Raw genomic sequence first — 18,417 nt, 5'->3', positions numbered from 1 at the left:
GACGGCCTTCGGGCCGTTTTTCTCTTCTGCTTTCGCTCCCTTCTGCTTGCTGCTTTTACTGTCTGCTATCCCCTTCACGTTCCTATTAGCGTTTATTTTGATCTACCGCTTTTCAATAGCTAACGGCTATCGCTGCATTCATATCGTCTTGTTGCAAAAACGTTATTTTTTGTTTGTGTTATCTTTAAATAAGACCGCAAGATCAGGCTGGTTATTCATTGATCGCCCGATGCAGAATAACGAATAGCAAGTTAATTTGGGAGGAAGCATGTCATCACACCTTCGCGACACTTGTCTGGACACACTGACGGTACAGCAGCAAATTTACCATTATTACAGCCTGCCGAAGGCGGCGAAAGCGCTCGGTAACATTGATAAATTACCGAAGTCACTCAAGGTGCTGCTAGAAAATTTATTGCGCCATCAGGACGGCGACACGGTCGAGCAGGACGACCTTCAGGCGGTCGTGGACTGGCTGAAGACAGGCCACGTTGACCGGGAAATTGCCTATCGTCCCGCGCGTGTATTAATGCAGGATTTTACCGGCGTGCCTGCCGTGGTCGATCTGGCAGCGATGCGGGCGGCGGTGAAGCGACTGGGCGGCGATGTGAATAAGGTTAACCCGCTGTCGCCAGTTGATTTGGTTATTGACCACTCGGTGACGGTTGATCACTTCGGCGATCGTCAGGCGCTCACGGATAACACACAGCTGGAAATGGCGCGTAACCGTGAACGCTATGAGTTTCTGCGCTGGGGGCAAAATGCCTTTAGCCACTTTAGCGTCGTGCCGCCGGGAACCGGGATTTGCCATCAGGTGAATCTGGAGTATCTGGCTAAGGCCATCTGGCACGAAAAGCAGGGCGATAAACAGTTCGCCTATCCCGATACGCTGGTGGGAACCGATTCACATACCACGATGATTAACGGTTTGGGTGTGCTCGGCTGGGGCGTCGGCGGGATAGAAGCCGAAGCAGCGATGCTGGGGCAACCGGTGTCGATGCTGATCCCCGATGTGGTCGGCGTTAAACTCAGCGGCAAGATGCGAGAGGGGATAACAGCAACCGATCTGGTGCTGACGGTCACGCAGATGCTGCGTAAACACGGCGTGGTCGGCAAGTTTGTCGAGTTTTACGGCGATGGACTGGATTCGCTTCCGCTGGCGGATCGCGCGACTATCGCCAACATGGCACCGGAATATGGTGCGACCTGCGGTTTTTTCCCCATCGATCAAATCACGCTGGACTACATGCGGTTGACCAACCGTGCGGAAGAACAGATTGCACTGGTGGAAGCTTACAGTAAGCAGCAAGGGCTGTGGCGTAATACCGGGGATGAACCGGTATTTACCAGCCAGCTCGCGCTGGATTTGGCGACGGTGGAAACCAGTCTGGCAGGGCCGAAACGCCCGCAGGATCGTGTGCCTTTAGCTGGCGTGCCAGAAGCCTTTAAAGCCAGTCGGGAACTGGATGTCAGCACGGTGAAGAATCGTTCGGACTATGAAGAATTCACGTTGGAAGGCGAAACGCACCGTTTGCATCAAGGCGCGGTCGTGATCGCTGCGATCACGTCCTGCACCAATACCTCTAACCCGAGCGTGCTGATGACCGCCGGGCTGCTGGCAAAAAATGCCGTAGAGCGCGGTCTGAAAACCAAACCGTGGGTGAAAACGTCGCTGGCGCCCGGATCACGGGTTGTAACCGATTACTATGCTAAAGCGGGATTGACGCCGTACCTTGATGAACTGGGGTTCAATCTGGTCGGCTACGGCTGTACTACCTGTATCGGTAACTCCGGCCCGCTGCCGGACGCGATCGAAGCCGCGATAAAAGCAGGCGATCTGACGGTTGGCGCGGTGCTGTCAGGCAACCGTAATTTTGAAGGCCGCATCCATCCGCTGGTGAAAACGAACTGGCTGGCATCGCCGCCGCTGGTGGTCGCGTATGCGCTGGCGGGGAATATGAACGTCGATCTGACGCAAGAACCGCTGGGTGAAGATCGTGACGGAAAAGCCGTCTTCCTGAAAGATATCTGGCCTTCGACCAAAGCGGTGGCAGACGCGGTATTGAATGTCAGCGCGGGCATGTTCCACAAGCAATATGCGGCGGTGTTTGAAGGCACGCAGGAGTGGCAAGATATCGAGGTCGATAACAATCCTACCTATCAATGGCCGGAAGAATCGACCTACATTCGCCAGACGCCTTTCTTTCTGGAAATGGGGAAAGAACCTGAACCGGTTCAGGATATCCACAACGCGCGTATTCTGGCGATGTTGGGCGATTCGGTCACCACCGACCATATCTCGCCAGCCGGTAATATCAAGCGCGATAGCCCGGCAGGGAAATATTTGCTGGAGCGTGGCGTCGAAACCGCGGAGTTCAACTCTTACGGTTCACGGCGCGGTAATCACGAAGTGATGATGCGCGGGACGTTTGCCAACATCCGTATTCGTAATGAGATGGTGCCGGGTAAAGAGGGCGGTTATACCCGCCATATCCCGTCGCAGAATGAGATGACGATTTATGACGCGGCGATGCGCTACAAGGACGACAATGTGCCACTGGCGCTGTTTGCCGGGAAGGAATACGGTTCAGGCTCCAGCCGCGACTGGGCCGCGAAAGGCCCGCGTTTGCTGGGGGTTCGTGTGGTGATTGCCGAATCGTTCGAGCGTATTCACCGTTCTAACCTGATTGGGATGGGGATTCTGCCGCTGGAGTTTCCCGAAGGCGTGACGCGTAAGACGCTGAAACTCACCGGGGATGAGCAGATTTCGATTACGGGGCTAAATCAGCTGACGCCGGGGGCGACGGTTGAGGTCAACATCACGGATACCAGTGGTAACACGCAGACCATCAGCACCCGCTGCCGCATCGACACCCGTAACGAACTGACCTACTACCAGAACGACGGCATCCTGCACTACGTTATCCGTAATATGCTGTAACGTTACTCCTGTTCAGTCCTGCCGCGCTGGTGCACTTTTCTTCTGCACCAGCGCACGTTTTCCCACATTAAATGCTCGAATCCTCAGGTGAATTGTGGTTAGGTAGTAGTGACGCTAACTACATGGGGAATAAGTAAAAATTATTGCCCATCCATGCCTCGGAATCGCGGAAATGCCGCTTGAAGAATGACGGGGATATAACAGGAGGTTATATGAATGAGTTAATTAAAAAACGCTTCAAACACTCGCTGCTGCTCACGCTGTGTACCGCAGGGGCGATGACATCGGCTTTTGCTGCCCAGGTTCCTGCTGGGGCGGTACTGGCGGATAAGCAAGAACTGGTACGGGGCAACGGTTCAGAGCCGGCATCGTTGGATCCGCATAAGGTGGAAAGCGATGTAGAAGGCCACATTATCAATGATTTCTTCGATAATCTGGTTCGCGTGGACGATGACGGCACTATCGAACCGCGACTGGCGGAGCGCTGGGAGAATAAAGACAACACGGTGTGGACGTTCCATCTGCGGCCTGATGCCAAATGGTCCGATGGTTCACCGATTACCGCTGATGATGTGGTTTACAGCTGGCGACGCCTTGGTGACCCGAAAACGCTGTCACCGTATGGTAGCTATGTCGCCAGTATGTATGTGAAGAATGCGGCGGATATTCTGGCAGGCAAGAAAACGCCAGATTCCTTGGGTATCAAGGCGTTGGATAGTCATACCGTTGAAGTGACGCTGGAGCATCCGCTTTCCTATTTCCTGGAAATGTCGGCTTACCATGTACTGGTGCCATTACCGAAAGCGGTGATTGAAAAGCATCCGGAAAACTGGACGCAGGTCGGCAATTTTGTCAGCAGCGGTCCCTACACGCTGAGCGAGTGGGTCGTTAACGAACGTATCGTCGGCACGCGCAATAGCCAGTATTGGGATAACGCGCATACCGTGATTAACAAAGTGACGTACCTGCCGATCAGTTCTCAGGCGGCGGAGCTGAATCGCTATAAGTCCGGTGAAGTTGACATTACCGGGCTGTTATCACCGATCCAGTTTGCATCGTTACAAAAAGAGTATCCGAAGGAGGTGAAGGTAGCACCGCAGATCGGTACCTACTTCTATCGCTTCAATACGAAAAAGGCACCTTTTGACGATCCCCGTGTTCGTCGTGCTCTGGATCTCAGCTTAGATAAAGATATCATCGCCAATAATGTGTTGGGTATGGGACAGACGCCTGCTTACAGTTTGATTCCTAAAAATATTGGTGGCTTCCAGCGTAAGGATCCTGAATGGGCTAGTTGGACACAGCAACAGCGCAACGAGGAAGCGAAAAAACTGTTGAAAGAAGCTGGATTTGATGAAAAACATCCGCTGAAATTCAACCTGCTTTACAACACCTCTGAATCGCATTTGCGTGTGGCGATCGCCGCGAGTTCAATGTGGAAGAAGAATCTTGGCTCAGAAGTGACGCTGCAAAATCAGGAATGGAAAACCATGCTGGATACTGTACGTATGGGGAATTTTGAAGTGGTCAGACAATCCTGGACGGGGGATTACAATGAAGCCAGTACGTTCCTGAATACGTTGGAAACCAATGACAGTAACAACAATGGTAAATTCAGTAATACGGAATATGATGCGTTGTTGAAAAAAGCGCTGACGGTGAAGGATAAGCAAGATAAAGAGGTTATTTATCAACAGGCTTCGGATATTTTAGATAAAAACATTCCATTATTGCCTATCTATTATTACGTCCAGCCTCAGATGGTTAAAACCTATATTGGTGGTTTTTCGCCTAATGTGCGCGGCGATTATTACACGCAAGACATGTACATCCTCAAGCACTGAACCAAATAAAACAGCCGGTAAAAACCGGCTGTCGTCATTGAAAGATACGATCCTGACGCGACGTGGGATCGCTATTTCATATCCAGCATGTGCCCCATTTTAGCGGCTTTGGTTGCCAGATAGTTCTCATTCTTTGGGTTGCGCCCGACGAGTAATGGCACACGTTCGACGATATTGATTCCTGCTTCGTTGAGTATTTTCACTTTCTGCGGGTTATTGGTCAGCAGGCGGACTTCATCAACGCCCAGCAGCTTGAACATATCAGCGCACAGTGTGAAATCACGCTCGTCGGCGGCGAATCCAAGCTGTTGGTTGGCCTCCACCGTATCGGCACCCAGATCCTGCAACGCATAGGCGCGGATCTTATTGAGCAACCCAATGTTACGGCCTTCCTGACGGTGGTATAACAGTACGCCGCGACCTTCTTCGGCGATGTGACCCAGTGCGGCTTCAAGCTGGAACCCGCAATCACAACGCAGGCTAAATAACGCATCCCCTGTCAGACACTCGGAATGCACGCGGGCAAGTACGGGAACTGAACCGGAAATATCACCATAGACCAATGCAAGGTGATCGTGACCCGTGGCGATCTCTTCAAAACCGACCATCAGAAAATCGCCCCACGGGGTAGGCAACTTGGCTTCCGCCACCCTTTTTAGCTGCATACTCTTCTCCAAAAATGCTGTATCCAAAAAGCTTTTTCTAAAAAGCTGCTTTTTAAAAATAAAAGTGCTGGGGCGAATCCTACTGCGCCCTATCGCGCTTGACTAGCAAAAAAGCCTGTCTAAGAACGTCACAAAAATTGAATTATAATGCCACCAGACTGCCATCTGGTTTCAGATTCGTTGACAGAACTGAGCGCTATTTTACGCCATACTGACAGTCTATGTCGGATTTTCTGATAGAATTGTGAAAGTTTTGTTGCAAAGCATCATACTGAATTATGGGAACAAACTATCTGTATTATGGGAAAAACTATGTACGAAATTGCCAAACGAACAACCATTGGTGCGGCGCTATTACTGATTATGCCAATGATTATCTGGGTGAGCGGTTGGCAGTGGCAACCGGAGTATAACGGGCTCTGGTTACGCGTACTTTTCTGGATTACAGAAACGGTGACGTCGCCGTGGGGCATTCTGACCAGCATCGTACTGGGTATTTGGTTTCTCTGGTGCCTGCGTTTTCGTCTGAAGCCCGCGCTCGGTCTGTTAGTCATCATGGCGATTACCGTGCTGGTGGGTCAGGGTATCAAATCGGTGATTAAAGAGTGGGTACAGGAATCTCGGCCCTATGTCGTCTGGCTGGAGAAAAATCACCAGGTAGATGACAGTTATTTCTATTCGTTGCCGCGTAAAGAACGTTCGGAACTGGTGAAAACGCAGTTGCAGGATCAAACACAGATTCCGCAATGGCTGCGTAGCCACTGGCAGTTTGAAACCGGCTTTGCTTTCCCGTCCGGGCACACCCTGTTTGCAGCGACTTGGGCGCTGCTGGGCGTTGGGCTGCTGTGGGCGCGTCGACATTATAAAACGGTGGTGATCCTGATGCTCTGGGCGAGTGGCGTCATGGGCAGCCGTCTGGCGCTCGGCATGCATTGGCCGCAGGATCTGGTGGTGGCGACGTTAATTAGCGGGCTGCTGGTGATCGTCGCCAGCTGGCTGGCGCAGCGCTGGTGTGGCCCACTCTCGCTCCAGTATGAAGAAATTACAGAACAGGCGGAGGAGGATGCCGCCGAAAATAAACCCTCGTAGTCGTTGAGTTGTTGTTCCTGCTGTAAGTTATACTCCATAGATATTCCCCTGTAGCGCGTACCATGCGGATGGCATAAGTCATCCGCATTTTTTATGTCGCGCCTCCTTGTTCGTCGCTCGGTTGCCGTTGCTGATACAACGGCAAAAATTCCTCTCGCCTCTTTTTTTTCCCGGCTCTTGCCGCTATCGCCTCGCGCAAAATGTAAACAATTTGTGAGCTGCTTCGCTATTCCTGTTTTTGCTGTTGGACAATTTTTCGGTTGGTTGTAAAACTTCACTTGAATTTTAATTCGATACTGAATATATATTCAAGTGATGGGGGGGGGATAACAATGAAACCTTACCGTCTGAAATCCTCCCTGCTGGCCATCATGTTTTCCTTTTCTACCGGTGCGTTCGCCGCAGGTAACGGGTTGATCGCCATTATTACCCCTTCACACGACAACCCGTTCTTTAAAGCGGAAGCCGAAGGCGCCAGAACCAAAGCTATCGAACTGGGGTACACCACGCTGGTGGCGTCGCATGACGATGGCGTCAGCAAACAAAATCAGCTGATTGAAACCGCCATTGCCCGCAAGGCGAAGGCCATCATTCTGGATAATGCCGGAGCCGATGGCACCATTGGCCCGTTTCAGATCAAAGCGGCGAAAGCCGTTGGCGAGCTTTCCTATGTCGATTTGCCTTATCCCTTCACGCCGGGCGTGACGCTCAGCGAAGTGAAGGATGCGTTGAAAGATGCCGGGCTGAAGGCGATTGGCATCACGCCGGAAATTTACCTGCAAAAGTGGTCTCGCGGTGCCTTTACCAACCCCGATCCGGCGGCCCGAGCCGCAGCATTTTAACTCATGCACGAATCAGCCGGCATTGTGCGTGAATTAGGGGCAAATTACGTCAAAGTCTTGCCGGGTCAGGATGGCTGGGATTATCCGTTCCAAGTTAGCCATAAAAACCTGTGGAAGCTGGCAGTTGATGGTATGCGCGATCTGGCGGGGGCTAACCCCGATGTGAAATTCGCTATTGAGTACAAGCCGCGTGAACCGCGCGTGAAAATGACCTGGGACTCTGCCGCGCGAACGCTGCTGGGAATTGAAGATATCGGGCTGGATAACGTCGGGGTGCTACTGGATTTCGGGCATGCTCTGTATGGCGGCGAATCACCAGCCGACTCGGCCCAGCTGATTATCGATCGCGGCCGACTGTGCGGTATGGATGTGAATGACAATCTGCGCGGTTGGGATGACGACCTGGTGGTCGGCACCGTGCATATGACCGAGATCTTTGAATTCTTCTATGTGCTGAAAATCAATAACTGGCAGGGCGTCTGGCAGCTCGATCAGTTCCCGTTCCGCGAGAATCACGTTGAAGCCGCGAAGCTGTCTATTCGTTTCCTGAAACATATCTACCGCTCGCTGGACAAGCTGGATATTCCGGCGCTCCAGGCGGCACAGGAAGCGCAAAATCCGTTACAGGCGCAGCGGATTGTGCAGGATGCGCTGCTGTCATCCATTAACGTAAACGAATAATCTCGCGGTGGTGCGTCAGACGTAGAGAGGGGAATCACTCTGCGCCTGACGCTATCGTTCTTGCTTGCTCATCACGCATGATGGGTACGTTAGATCAGTGTCTCGGCTGTTAACCGATCGGTAATCAGTACATCAACGTAATGGCCGATCAACGCGCCGCGAATCGCTGCACTTTTCTCGATACCCCCCGCCAACGCCACCACGCGAGGACATTGACGCAGTTGTGGCAGTGCCATACCGATCACCGGATCCTCATCGTCCTGCAATACTGGTTCGCCGTCCGCATTGTAGTAATGCAGGCACAAATCCCCCACGGCGCCGCGTTCGGCCAGCTGTTGCAGCATCGCTTCGTGATAGTAGTTACCGGAATTTTTCAGCAACTGCGACGGTTCCAGTACGCCAATACCCACAAGCGCCAGACTCACCTCGCTGAATTTATCGACCACGTTGGAAACTTCATCGCTGGTCACCAAACGGGCACGGTCTTCTACCGACCGTTCAATACTCTGTGCGGGCAAGAGGTAAGCGGGGCAACTGAGCTGATTGGCTAAGGTTTGCGTCAGGATCGTCGCTTGCACGTTGCCGTTCGGCCCTACGCCGCCTAACAATTGGATGACGCCCTGAGCCTTGACGCTCTGCGGATGCAGGCTGTCCACCATCGCCCGCAGTGTGCTGCTCCAGGATGAAATACCCACCAGATCGTCAGGACGGATACTGGTTTGGACATAGTGTGCGGCCGCAGAGCCAATCGCCTGCTTGATTTTCGTCAGCGTGGCGTTATCGGCGACATCCACCACGATAGCCTGATCGATGCCGTAGCGCTTCTGAATCGCCGCTTCCAACCCCATGAACATGTTCGGGGGTTGAATTACGCTGATTTTGACCACACCTTCTTTAACACAGCGCGTGATGGCGCGGGAGACAAAAGATTGTGACAAATGGAGTGAGGCAGCAATTTCTGCTTGTTTCATCCCTTCGCTATAATAGAGCGTAGCGATCTTGACCAATAATCGCTGTTCGTCCTGCTTTGACATGACTTTTCCCCTTGCTGACTTGCTGCTGTCATTTTTATTCAGCACAGAATAAATAACAAGCGCAGACGGCAGCGGAGCACGGTTCTTGTTTTTGACTTTTGTACAGTGGAAGTGTGGTGATAAGTGCGGCGACAAAAAATCGGGTTGACGCTGTGATTTCCCTGTCCGTGCCGGACATGGTAATTTAATGGGGTTTGTCGCCAAAATTTGGCATAATTCATCCGGTTAATGGATATCACAGGAAGGACAATGTGAAATATTTGCTGATTTTTTTACTCGTGCTGGCGATATTCATCATTTCTGTCACACTGGGGGCGCACAACGATCAGGTTGTGACATTTAACTACCTGCTGGCTCAGGGGGATTATCGCATCTCCACGCTGCTTGCCACGATGTTTGCTCTGGGCTTTGCCCTTGGCTGGGTTATCTGTGGTCTGTTTTATCTGCGTCAGCGCATTGCGCTTGGCCGTGCACAACGTAAAATCAAGCGTCTGGAACAACAGCTTTCTACCTCCACCGAGGAGAACGTGGCGCCAGTGCAGACGGCCACCCACTAAGGAATCCTCTCTATGTTAGAACTGCTGTTTCTGTTGCTGCCCGTGGCCGCCGCGTACGGCTGGTACATGGGGCGCAGAAGTGCGCAGCAGGACAAAGATCAGGAGTCCAACCGCCTGTCCCGTGAGTATGTCACCGGGGTTAACTTCCTTTTGTCCAATCAGCAGGATAAGGCGGTTGAGCTGTTCCTCGACATGCTCAAGGATGACAGCAACACCTTTGAAGCCCACCTCACGCTCGGTAATCTGTTCCGTTCGCGCGGCGAAGTCGATCGTGCGATACGCATCCATCAGGCGCTGACCGAAAGCGCATCGCTAACCTTTGAACAACGCCTGCTGGCGGTGCAACAACTGGGCCGTGATTACATGGCCGCCGGGTTGTACGACCGCGCTGAAGAAAGCTTCAACCAACTCGTGGATGAAGAGGATTTTCGGCGCAGCGCCTTGCAACAGCTATTACAGATCTATCAGGCAACCAGCGACTGGCCAGCGGCGATTGAGATTGCCGATAAGTTGGTGAAGATGGGAAAAGATCAGCTCCGTGTGGATATCGCCCATTTTTATTGCGAATTGGCGCTGTTGGCGATGGGCAGCGACGATCTGGATAAAGCGTTAACGCTGCTTAAAAAAGGTGCCGCGGCCGACAATCAGTGCGCCCGCGCATCTATCATGATGGGGCGTATTTACATGGCACAGCAGGATTATTCGCGTGCCGTGGAAGCGCTGCGACAGGTTCTCGATCAGGATAAAGAGCTGGTCAGTGAAACGCTGCCGATGCTACAGGAGTGCTATCAGCATTTAGATAAGCCTTTGGATTGGGCGAATTTCCTCAAACGCTGTGTAGAAGAAAATACCGGTGCAACGGCGGAATTGATGCTGGCCGACATCCTTGAAAGAGAAGAGGGGGCTGAGGTTGCACAGGCTTATATCAACCGTCAGCTTCAGCGTCACCCCACAATGCGCGTATTCCATCGCCTGATGGATTTTCACCTGCACGAAGCGGAAGACGGGCGAACAAAAGAAAATCTTCAGGGGTTGCGCGACATGGTGGGCGAACAGATTCGCACCAAACCCCGCTACAGTTGCCGCAAGTGTGGCTTCACGTCACAATCACTCTATTGGCAGTGTCCTTCCTGCCGTACCTGGGCCAGCATAAAACCGATCCGTGGGCTCGACGGTCAGTAACGCTTCACTATATCGCATGGATGTTATTTAATGTTTTTTAGTTACAACATACTATAAGCTGTGCGCGATTTCGGTTCCAGCCAGCCTCTTTAACCGCATTGGTCTTCAGGTGGCTGGGATTTCAAGGGCGGGGCATGTAGAATGCGGCGGGAATTTTGGCTTCGCAAGAGACTGGGTGACGAATGAAAAACGAGAATCTACAGAAAAAGAATCAAACGGTATCATCCCCAATTGTGGTCGCGCTGGACTATGCCAGTCAGCAAGCGGCGTTGTCGTTTGTTGACCGTATCGATCCGCAGGATTGCCGCTTGAAGGTAGGCAAAGAGATGTTTACCTTGTTCGGGCCACAGTTCGTGCAGACGCTACAACAGCGCGGTTTTGATGTGTTTCTCGATCTGAAATTCCACGATATCCCGAACACCGTCGCTCACGCCGTTGCGGCCGCGGCCGATCTTGGCGTGTGGATGGTGAATGTCCACGCCAGCGGTGGTTCGCGCATGATGGCGGCGGCAAAAGAGGCGCTGGTGCCGTTTGGTAAAGATGCACCGCTGCTGATTGCCGTGACCGTGCTAACCAGCATGGACGAAGACGATCTGCGCGGGCTTGGTATTACCGTCAGTCCTGCGGAGCAGGCGGAAAAGCTGGCCGTGCTAACGCATAACAGCGGGCTGGATGGCGTGGTGTGCTCCGCACATGAAGCGCAGCGGTTGAAGCAGGTATGCGGGCAGGCATTTAAGCTGGTCACGCCAGGAATTCGTCCCGCAGGCAGCGATGTTGGCGATCAGCGCCGCATCATGACGCCGATTCAGGCGCAGCAGGCTGGCGTAGACTATATGGTGATTGGACGTCCGATCACCCAATCGGCAGACCCTGCGCAGACGCTCCGCGAGATTCGCGCCTCATTGTTAAACGGGGCTGCCTCATGAGCATGCGTCGTGATGAGAATAGCCAACTGGTTTACTCCACGGAAACCGGGCGTATTAAGCCAGAAGAAGAAAAGGCCGTTCGGCCAAAAGGCGATGGCATTGTGCGTATCCAGCGTCAGACGAGCGGACGCAAAGGGAAGGGCGTATGCCTGATCAGCGGTCTCGATCTGGATGATGTCGCGCTGGATAAGTTGGCGGCTGAATTGAAGAAAAAATGCGGCTGCGGCGGTGCAGTGAAAGACGGTGTGATCGAAATCCAGGGAGATAAACGCGATCTACTAAAACAGCTGCTGGAAGCGAAAGGCATGAAGGTTAAGCTGGCTGGTGGCTGAAGTATGCCAGAGGCAGATAAGAGATAGATAAAAGCAGCAGGTTTACTCCCGTGAACCTGCTGCTCATGAATTCGTTAGTCGACCTGACGGCCAATCAGTCCGCCGATAGCTGCACCGCCCAGCGTTCCTAATGTTCCGCCATCCGTTAAGATAGCGCCACCTACCGCACCGGCACCGGCACCAATCGCGGTATTACGGTCACGTTTAGACATGTTTGAACAGCCTGCGAGTGTAACGGCAAGCGTAATTGCCAGAGCGGCTGTTGCAAAACGTTTGTTTAATTTCATCTTTTTCCCCTTCTGCTCTTGGCCTCACGTTTCTTGTGAGGAAATATCGAACAACGTGCCTTTTACGGTATTAAATAAAGAAACCGAGCCTTTTACTGCTTGATGACAAGTATAATCATCGGAAAAAACTGCAACAGGTAAAAACTCTTAATTCCCTTTCGTTATGTTAAAGATAGCAATAATTGATAAAATTGGCTGTTTTTTGCGCAATTCTGTGGTGTGTCTCTTTCTTTTTCCCATAGCAGAACACCGCTAGGTCTTTAGCGATTTAGCCCATAGCGACCCGCTCGTCAGGCCGCGAAAATGGTGTTATCGCGCCGATGGGAGGCTGATATGTTAGAAACGCTAAAAAAACAGGTGTTGGAAGCCAACTTGGCTTTGCCGCAGCACAATCTGGTGACGTTTACCTGGGGAAATGTCAGCGCGGTAGATCGGCATCATGGCCTTATGGTGATCAAACCTTCCGGCGTGGAGTATTCAGCCATGACGCTGGAAGAGATGGTTGTCGTTGAATTGGAAAGCGGCAAGGTGGTAGAGGGCACGAAGAAACCGTCGTCAGATACCGATACCCACCGTGTACTGTATCTGGCGTTTGCCGATATCGGCGGTATTGTGCATACCCATTCTCGCCATGCCACGATCTGGGCGCAGGCCGGTAAAGATATCCCCGCTTGGGGAACGACGCACGCAGACTACTTTTATGGCCCCATTCCCTGTACGCGCCTGATGACGGATGAAGAAATCAACGGACGCTATGAATGGGAAACCGGGCAAGTGATCGCCGAAACGTTCCGCCAGCGTGGCATTTCTCCGGTAGATGTCCCCGCCGTATTAGTTAACTCGCACGGCCCCTTTGCGTGGGGGAAAGATGCAGACAATGCGGTGCACAACGCCGTTGTTCTGGAAGAACTTGCCTACATGGGAATTTTCTCGCGCCAGTTAACGCCTCAGTTGGGTGAGATGCAGCAAACGCTGTTGGATAAACACTATTTACGCAAGCACGGTAAGAACGCGTATTACGGGCAATAAACCGCCGCGATTCCTTTCACTTTCTAGGTAACACCTTAGCGCCGCAAATGCGGCGCTATCGTTATTGATTACGTTGCTGAATGGCACGCCATAAAAAACCCCTCCATGAAGGATAATACTGTTCACTTAAGCGTGGATTTAGGGGGAAACACGGTGATGAGGTTCCCGCAGGGATACCTCGCACCGTGGTAGCCCCCGGTATCTCGATTCTTAAACGATCGGCATTACTCCATGAAGGAGGGATTGAGGAAAACGTGACGACGTTTTAAGGTTGTGCGCCGTCCCGTAATACTATCGGCGTCTCTTTTGCCGTTGGGACATCGCTGTTCAGCGCCCGGCGAATGACGAAGAACGCGGAAACCAGCATCGTTACCGCTACCAGCATGAAGAACCCGCACAACGCAGCATTGATCTGGTTACTGAAGACGATGGTTTCCATGTCTTTAATCGATTTGGCCGGGGCGATCAGCGTGTTTTGCTCAATACCCGCCGCGAAGCGTTTTGCCTGTGCCAGAAAACCGATGCTGGGCTTTTCATGGAAGATTTTTTGCCAACCTGCCGTCATCGAGGTAATAAACAGCCAGACGGTAGGGACGATAGTCACCCACGCATAGCGCTGTTTCTTCATCTTAAACAACACCACGGTGCCGAGAATTAACGCCATCGAGGCTAGCATCTGGTTACCGATACCGAACAGCGGCCAGAGCGTATTGATCCCGCCCAGTGGATCGATAACACCCTGATAGACGAAGAATCCCCAACCGGAAACGGCGACGGTCGTACCGGCCAGATTACCCAGCCAGGAGTGGCTGTTGGCCAGTCTGGGAATCGCAATACCGACCAGATCCTGCACCATGAAGCGACAGGCGCGCGTCCCGGCGTCTACTGCGGTCAGAATGAACAGGGCTTCAAACAGAATCGCGAAGTGATACCAGAATGCCATCATCGCCCGGCTGTTAAAGATTTCGGTGATGATGTAGGCCATGCCTACCGCGAAGGTTGGCGCACCGCCCGCGCGGGAAAGAATCGAGGCTTCGCCCACGTCATGGGCAATCGCGCTCAATTCCTGTGGGGTGATGACAAATCCCCAGCTATTGATGGCCTGCGAGGCGCTCTCAACCGTGGTGCCGATCAGCGCGGCAGGTGAGTTCATGGCAAAGTAGATGCCCGGTTCGATAACTGAAGCACAAATCAACGCCATGATGGCGACGAAGGATTCCATCAGCATGGCACCATAGCCAATGAAACGGATGTGGCTTTCACGTTCAACCAGTTTCGGCGTGGTGCCGCTGGAAACCAGGGCGTGGAAGCCCGAAATCGCGCCACAGGCGATAGTAATAAACAAGAAGGGGAACAGCGTACCGGAGAAGACCGGGCCGGTGCCATCAATAAAGCGGGAAACGGCGGGCATTTTAATTTCCGGCATCGCGAATACGATACCGAAGGCCAGCCCGATAATGACCCCGATTTTCAGGAAGGTAGAGAGATAATCACGCGGCGCCAGCAGCAGCCAGACTGGCAGCACAGAAGCGATGAAGCCGTAAATCACCAGAATCCAGGTGAGCGACGTGCCTTTCAGCGTGAAGAACGGCCCCCAGTAGGGATGCGCGGCAATGTTACCGCCATACACAATCGCCAGCATCATCAGCACAAAACCAATGATAGACACTTCTGCGATCTTACCCGGACGTAAAAAGCGCATGTAAACGCCCATAAAGAGCGCGATAGGGATAGTGGCGGCGATGGTGAACAGCCCCCACGGACTTTCCGCCAGCGCCTTAACGACGACCAGCGCCAGCGCCGAGAGAATGATGATCATCACGCCCAACGCACCGAGCATGGTGATGATACCCGCGAACGCCCCGAGTTCCTGTTTCGCCATCTCGCCCAAAGAACGCCCATCCCGGCGGGTGGAGATAAATAGCACCAGGAAGTCTTGTACGGCACCTGCCAGCATAACGCCGACCAGAATCCAGATTGTTCCGGGAAGGAAGCCCATCTGCGCGGCGAGGATCGGCCCAACCAGCGGCCCGGCTCCGGCGATGGCGGCGAAGTGGTGGCCGAACAGGACCCATTTATTGGTGGGAACGTAGTCCAGACCGTCGTTATGACGCTCCGCCGGTGTCAGGCGGCGATCGTCGAGCTCAAAGACTTTTTTGGCGATAAACAGACTGTAAAAGCGATAGGCAATGCTGTAACACGATACAGCAGCGACGACTAACCACACGGCATTGACGTGTTCACCGCGGCTCAGTGCCAGCGTAGCGAACGCAAAGGCGCCCGCCAGGCCGACTAGCAGCCAGATCACAATGCTCTTTACGTTATTCATAACAACGGCTCCTTCGTTATTCAGAACGGGTATACCGTTAATACTTCAAGCTGCATGTGCGTTGGCTTCTCTTACTCACCCCAGTCACTTACTTGTGTAAGCTCCTGGGGATTCATGCGTTTGCCGCCTTCCTGCAACTCGAATTATTTGGGGTATATGGCGCGAGTGTTAATACAATTTAACAATAGTGGGTTTAATGGCGAAGAGAAGGGAATGGATGAGAAAATGTGAGCGAAGGTGAATTTTTGTAAAGAAAATTAAAGCCCAAACAAGGGGTAACGTGCTGACTCGGTAAAAAAGCTGCCTCAGCTCGATGACGAATCAGCGTTGACGTGCGATGACAATCGTGGCGCTATGCAGGCTACTGGAACTAGCAATGCGCGGGCACAACCCGCGCATTTTTGTATGTGCTGTCTATTTCATCAATGGCACTCTACAGATGCTGTCAACGGGCTGCTGCGTTTATCGACCACACCAACGGCAAATCGTTGATAAACCAGTTGTTGGTAAATTTTGTCATTGATAAATCATGTTGCGGAATAAATGCATGATGATGCGCGGGTCAGTTCGCGATGAACGCCCGCGCGGAGATGCTGCCCGCCGCGATGAATCGGCGGTATGACGCTTATGCGGCTGGCTTTGCCACAACGCTGCGGGTTTCCAGACGTACTTCCGCGATGACGACGTCCAGCGTATCCCCCTGGCGATAGACGACTTCGCCCTTCACGGCGAGCGTGCCCATTTCCTGACTGCACACCAGCTCGTCACGCACCGCGTGGATAAAGGAGGACGGGATAAAGGCCACTGCGCCGTTATCCAGCAGTCGGACACGCAGACCGCCGCGTGTGACATCAATGATTTCCGCATTGAAGCGCACATCGGTACCCGCTTTGTCGCTGAGGTAGCGAGCATACAGCCAGTCACCGACATCACGCTCGGCCATACGGTTAAGGCGACGGCGTTCCGCCAACTGTACCGTAACGTCGTCCTGCGGTTTTTCCGCAGCCTGCCCGGTAATCACGGCTTTCAGCAAGCGGTGATTCACCATATCGCCGTATTTACGGATCGGGGATGTCCAGGTGGCATAGGCTTCCAGACCCAGACCAAAATGCGGCCCCGGTGTGGTGCTGACTTCCGCGAAAGACTGGAAGCGGCGAATACGGCTATCCAGGAACTGTGTCGGCTGGGCATCCAACTCGCGACGCAGCTTACAGAACCCTTCAAGCGTCAACAGCGCCTGCGCGTCGGCCTGAATGCCGTGAGTGTCCAACACAGCAACGGCCTGATCAATGGATGCCGGATCGAAGCCGTTATGGACGTTATAGATGCCAAAGCCCAGTTTGTCTCGCAGCATAATGGCCGCACAGACGTTGGCGGCAATCATGGATTCTTCAACGATACGATTAGCGATACGGCGGTGTTCAACCACGATATCCAAGACGTCGCCTTTTTCACCCAGCAGGAAGCGGTAATCAGGACGATCTTTAAACACCAGCGCGTGGGTGGTGCGCCATTCGCTGCGCGCCAGACAGAGGCGGTGCAGCAAACGGATTTGTTCAGCAATGGCATCGTTTTGCGGTTGCCATTCACCTTGCTCCTCCAGCCAGTCAGAGACATCGTCATACGCGAGCTTGGCTTTGGATTCGATCCAGGCGGCAAAGAAGTGAATATCATCACCTAACGCACCGTCGGCGGCAATTGTCACGCGGCAAGCGAGGACAGGGCGGCGCTCGTTCGGGCGCAGGGAGCAGATATCATCGGACAGCGGGCGCGGCAGCATCGGGATGTTGAAGCCGGGCAGGTAGTTGGTGAAGGCGCGCTGGCGTGCAATCTTGTCCAGTTCGCTGCCCGCATCGACATAGGCGGTCGGATCGGCAATAGCAACGGTTAATTGCAGCGAACCATCGCCGTTGTCCTGTACATACAGCGCATCGTCCATATCTTCGGTGCTAGCGCTGTCGATGGTGACAAAACTCAGCGCGGTCAGATCGTCGCGGATGAGTTCGCCGTCATTGCGTTCCGTTGCTTCAACGTCCGGCGCTGCACGCTCCAGATTATGACGTGACAATGTCACCCACCACGGCACCAGCGGGTCATCGCCCGTGGTGATGTACTGCGTCAGCTCTGCATGAAATCCACGGTCGCCCTTCAGCGGGTGACGGCGCATCTCTGCCACTGCCCAATCGCCTTCCTGAAAATTGTGCGTCACATCGCGTGCGGCGCGGCAAGGGATGGCATCTTTCAGCAGCGGATGGTCAGGCGTAATGGATAAACGATCGTCTTTTTTATGAATGCGCCCAACAAATCGGGTCAGGAAAGGTTCGATGAGCGTTTCTGGCTCGACAATTTCCCGCTCTTTTTCTGTATGCAGGGTGGCGGTAATCCGGTCACCGTGCATCACTTTTTTCATGTGCGGAGGGGGAATGAAATAGCTTTTTTGTCCGTCAGCTTCAAGAAAGCCAAATCCTTTATCAGTGCCTTTGACGACACCTTCAACACGCGGCGTCTGAGAGTGAAGTTGCTGTTTTAGCTGTGCAAGCAGCGGATTATCTTGAAACATAGCGTCCAGAAATACGGTTGTGAATGGCTCAATTAGCGGTTCACAGTTTTACTCGAATCGGGTGCTGGCGGCAAGAATAATCGGGGGACGGAGTGAGCACAGATCAGCAGTAGGGCGCG

13 protein-coding genes and 2 pseudogenes are annotated in these 18,417 nt (G+C 53.0%); 10 read left to right on the top strand and 5 right to left on the bottom strand.

The genetic code is table 11. The features are described from left to right. Positions 1 to 268: 268 nt before the first annotated feature. Together acnA and NAL19_RS12030 are read left to right on the top strand one after the other, a co-directional pair. Complete coding sequence (acnA, locus tag NAL19_RS12035) at positions 269 to 2,941, top strand: aconitate hydratase AcnA (RefSeq protein WP_263057461.1); 2,673 nt, start codon at positions 269 to 271, stop codon at positions 2,939 to 2,941. A gap of 212 nt (positions 2,942 to 3,153) precedes the next feature. Next, complete coding sequence (locus NAL19_RS12030; protein WP_263057460.1) at positions 3,154 to 4,785, top strand: ABC transporter substrate-binding protein; 1,632 nt, start codon at positions 3,154 to 3,156, stop codon at positions 4,783 to 4,785. A 71-nt stretch (positions 4,786 to 4,856) separates the two neighbouring features. Here the strand turns inward: NAL19_RS12030 and ribA are convergent, their stop codons facing one another. After that, on the bottom strand, positions 4,857 to 5,450 hold the full coding sequence (ribA, locus tag NAL19_RS12025) for a GTP cyclohydrolase II (RefSeq protein ID WP_225084908.1): 594 nt from the start codon (positions 5,448 to 5,450) through the stop codon (positions 4,857 to 4,859). A gap of 312 nt (positions 5,451 to 5,762) precedes the next feature. Between ribA and pgpB the strand changes: the two genes are divergently transcribed. The 3 genes and pseudogenes from pgpB to NAL19_RS21720 form a co-directional block, all read left to right on the top strand. Then, the gene (pgpB, locus tag NAL19_RS12020) at positions 5,763 to 6,539 is read left to right on the top strand and encodes a phosphatidylglycerophosphatase B (RefSeq protein WP_225084907.1); all 777 of its coding nucleotides are present in this window, start codon (positions 5,763 to 5,765) and stop codon (positions 6,537 to 6,539) included. Between the two features lie 332 nt (positions 6,540 to 6,871). Beyond that, a pseudogene (locus NAL19_RS21725) lies at positions 6,872 to 7,198 on the top strand (substrate-binding domain-containing protein); the annotation flags it as partial. Further along, positions 7,172 to 8,062 (top strand): annotated as a pseudogene (locus tag NAL19_RS21720) (sugar phosphate isomerase/epimerase family protein); the annotation flags it as partial. The pseudogenes NAL19_RS21725 and NAL19_RS21720, both read left to right, overlap by 27 nt. A gap of 89 nt (positions 8,063 to 8,151) precedes the next feature. On the opposite strand, the gene NAL19_RS12010 reads toward NAL19_RS21720, so the two are convergent. Next, entirely contained in the window at positions 8,152 to 9,096 is a 945-nt protein-coding gene (locus NAL19_RS12010; protein ID WP_263057459.1) for a sugar-binding transcriptional regulator, read from the bottom strand. A 251-nt stretch (positions 9,097 to 9,347) separates the two neighbouring features. Between NAL19_RS12010 and NAL19_RS12005 the strand changes: the two genes are divergently transcribed. The 4 genes from NAL19_RS12005 (at position 9,348) to yciH (ending at position 12,093) form a co-directional block, all read left to right on the top strand. Further along, the gene (locus NAL19_RS12005; RefSeq protein WP_263057458.1) at positions 9,348 to 9,653 is read left to right on the top strand and encodes a LapA family protein; all 306 of its coding nucleotides are present in this window, start codon (positions 9,348 to 9,350) and stop codon (positions 9,651 to 9,653) included. Between the two features lie 12 nt (positions 9,654 to 9,665). After that, on the top strand, positions 9,666 to 10,835 hold the full coding sequence (gene lapB, locus NAL19_RS12000; RefSeq protein WP_263057457.1) for a lipopolysaccharide assembly protein LapB: 1,170 nt from the start codon (positions 9,666 to 9,668) through the stop codon (positions 10,833 to 10,835). A gap of 182 nt (positions 10,836 to 11,017) precedes the next feature. Then, a complete protein-coding gene (gene pyrF / locus NAL19_RS11995) occupies positions 11,018 to 11,761 on the top strand; it encodes an orotidine-5'-phosphate decarboxylase (RefSeq protein WP_263057456.1) in 744 nt (247 codons plus the stop codon). Continuing rightward, complete coding sequence (yciH, locus tag NAL19_RS11990) at positions 11,758 to 12,093, top strand: stress response translation initiation inhibitor YciH (RefSeq protein ID WP_225084903.1); 336 nt, start codon at positions 11,758 to 11,760, stop codon at positions 12,091 to 12,093. Before pyrF ends, yciH begins: the two co-directional genes overlap by 4 nt. 74 nt (positions 12,094 to 12,167) lie before the next feature. Here yciH and osmB read toward each other — a convergent pair whose 3' ends face one another. Beyond that, positions 12,168 to 12,380 carry an osmotically-inducible lipoprotein OsmB gene (gene osmB / locus NAL19_RS11985; protein WP_039359270.1) on the bottom strand — a complete coding sequence of 71 codons (213 nt, stop codon included), beginning with the start codon at positions 12,378 to 12,380 and terminating at the stop codon, positions 12,168 to 12,170. Positions 12,381 to 12,713: 333 nt separating this feature from the next. Here osmB and araD point away from each other — a divergent pair, with 333 nt between their 5' ends. Continuing rightward, entirely contained in the window at positions 12,714 to 13,409 is a 696-nt protein-coding gene (gene araD, locus NAL19_RS11980) for an L-ribulose-5-phosphate 4-epimerase (protein WP_263057455.1), read from the top strand. 265 nt (positions 13,410 to 13,674) lie between these two features. On the opposite strand, the gene NAL19_RS11975 is transcribed toward araD, so the two are convergent. Together NAL19_RS11975 and NAL19_RS11970 are read right to left on the bottom strand one after the other, a co-directional pair. Then, the gene (locus NAL19_RS11975; RefSeq protein WP_263057454.1) at positions 13,675 to 15,738 is read right to left on the bottom strand and encodes a carbon starvation CstA family protein; all 2,064 of its coding nucleotides are present in this window, start codon (positions 15,736 to 15,738) and stop codon (positions 13,675 to 13,677) included. Positions 15,739 to 16,363: 625 nt separating this feature from the next. Continuing rightward, on the bottom strand, positions 16,364 to 18,298 hold the full coding sequence (locus NAL19_RS11970) for an exoribonuclease II (protein ID WP_225084900.1): 1,935 nt from the start codon (positions 18,296 to 18,298) through the stop codon (positions 16,364 to 16,366). Positions 18,299 to 18,417 lie beyond the last annotated feature (119 nt).

Origin of the sequence: Pectobacterium sp. F1-1, assembly GCF_025643735.1 — a bacterium.
In the GTDB taxonomy this organism is placed as follows: Bacteria; Pseudomonadota; Gammaproteobacteria; order Enterobacterales; family Enterobacteriaceae; genus Pectobacterium; species Pectobacterium colocasium.
This window is presented reverse-complemented; position numbering and strand designations above follow the sequence as displayed.

Coding starts and splice junctions, on each gene's coding strand:
- acnA (WP_263057461.1), top strand. CDS start 269: ATGTCATCACACCTTCGCGACACTTGTCTGGACACACTGACGGTACAG.
- NAL19_RS12030 (WP_263057460.1), top strand. CDS start 3,154: ATGAATGAGTTAATTAAAAAACGCTTCAAACACTCGCTGCTGCTCACG.
- ribA (WP_225084908.1), bottom strand. CDS start 5,450: ATGCAGCTAAAAAGGGTGGCGGAAGCCAAGTTGCCTACCCCGTGGGGC.
- pgpB (WP_225084907.1), top strand. CDS start 5,763: ATGTACGAAATTGCCAAACGAACAACCATTGGTGCGGCGCTATTACTG.
- NAL19_RS12010 (WP_263057459.1), bottom strand. CDS start 9,096: ATGTCAAAGCAGGACGAACAGCGATTATTGGTCAAGATCGCTACGCTC.
- lapB (WP_263057457.1), top strand. CDS start 9,666: ATGTTAGAACTGCTGTTTCTGTTGCTGCCCGTGGCCGCCGCGTACGGC.
- pyrF (WP_263057456.1), top strand. CDS start 11,018: ATGAAAAACGAGAATCTACAGAAAAAGAATCAAACGGTATCATCCCCA.
- yciH (WP_225084903.1), top strand. CDS start 11,758: ATGAGCATGCGTCGTGATGAGAATAGCCAACTGGTTTACTCCACGGAA.
- osmB (WP_039359270.1), bottom strand. CDS start 12,380: ATGAAATTAAACAAACGTTTTGCAACAGCCGCTCTGGCAATTACGCTT.
- araD (WP_263057455.1), top strand. CDS start 12,714: ATGTTAGAAACGCTAAAAAAACAGGTGTTGGAAGCCAACTTGGCTTTG.
- NAL19_RS11975 (WP_263057454.1), bottom strand. CDS start 15,738: ATGAATAACGTAAAGAGCATTGTGATCTGGCTGCTAGTCGGCCTGGCG.
- NAL19_RS11970 (WP_225084900.1), bottom strand. CDS start 18,298: ATGTTTCAAGATAATCCGCTGCTTGCACAGCTAAAACAGCAACTTCAC.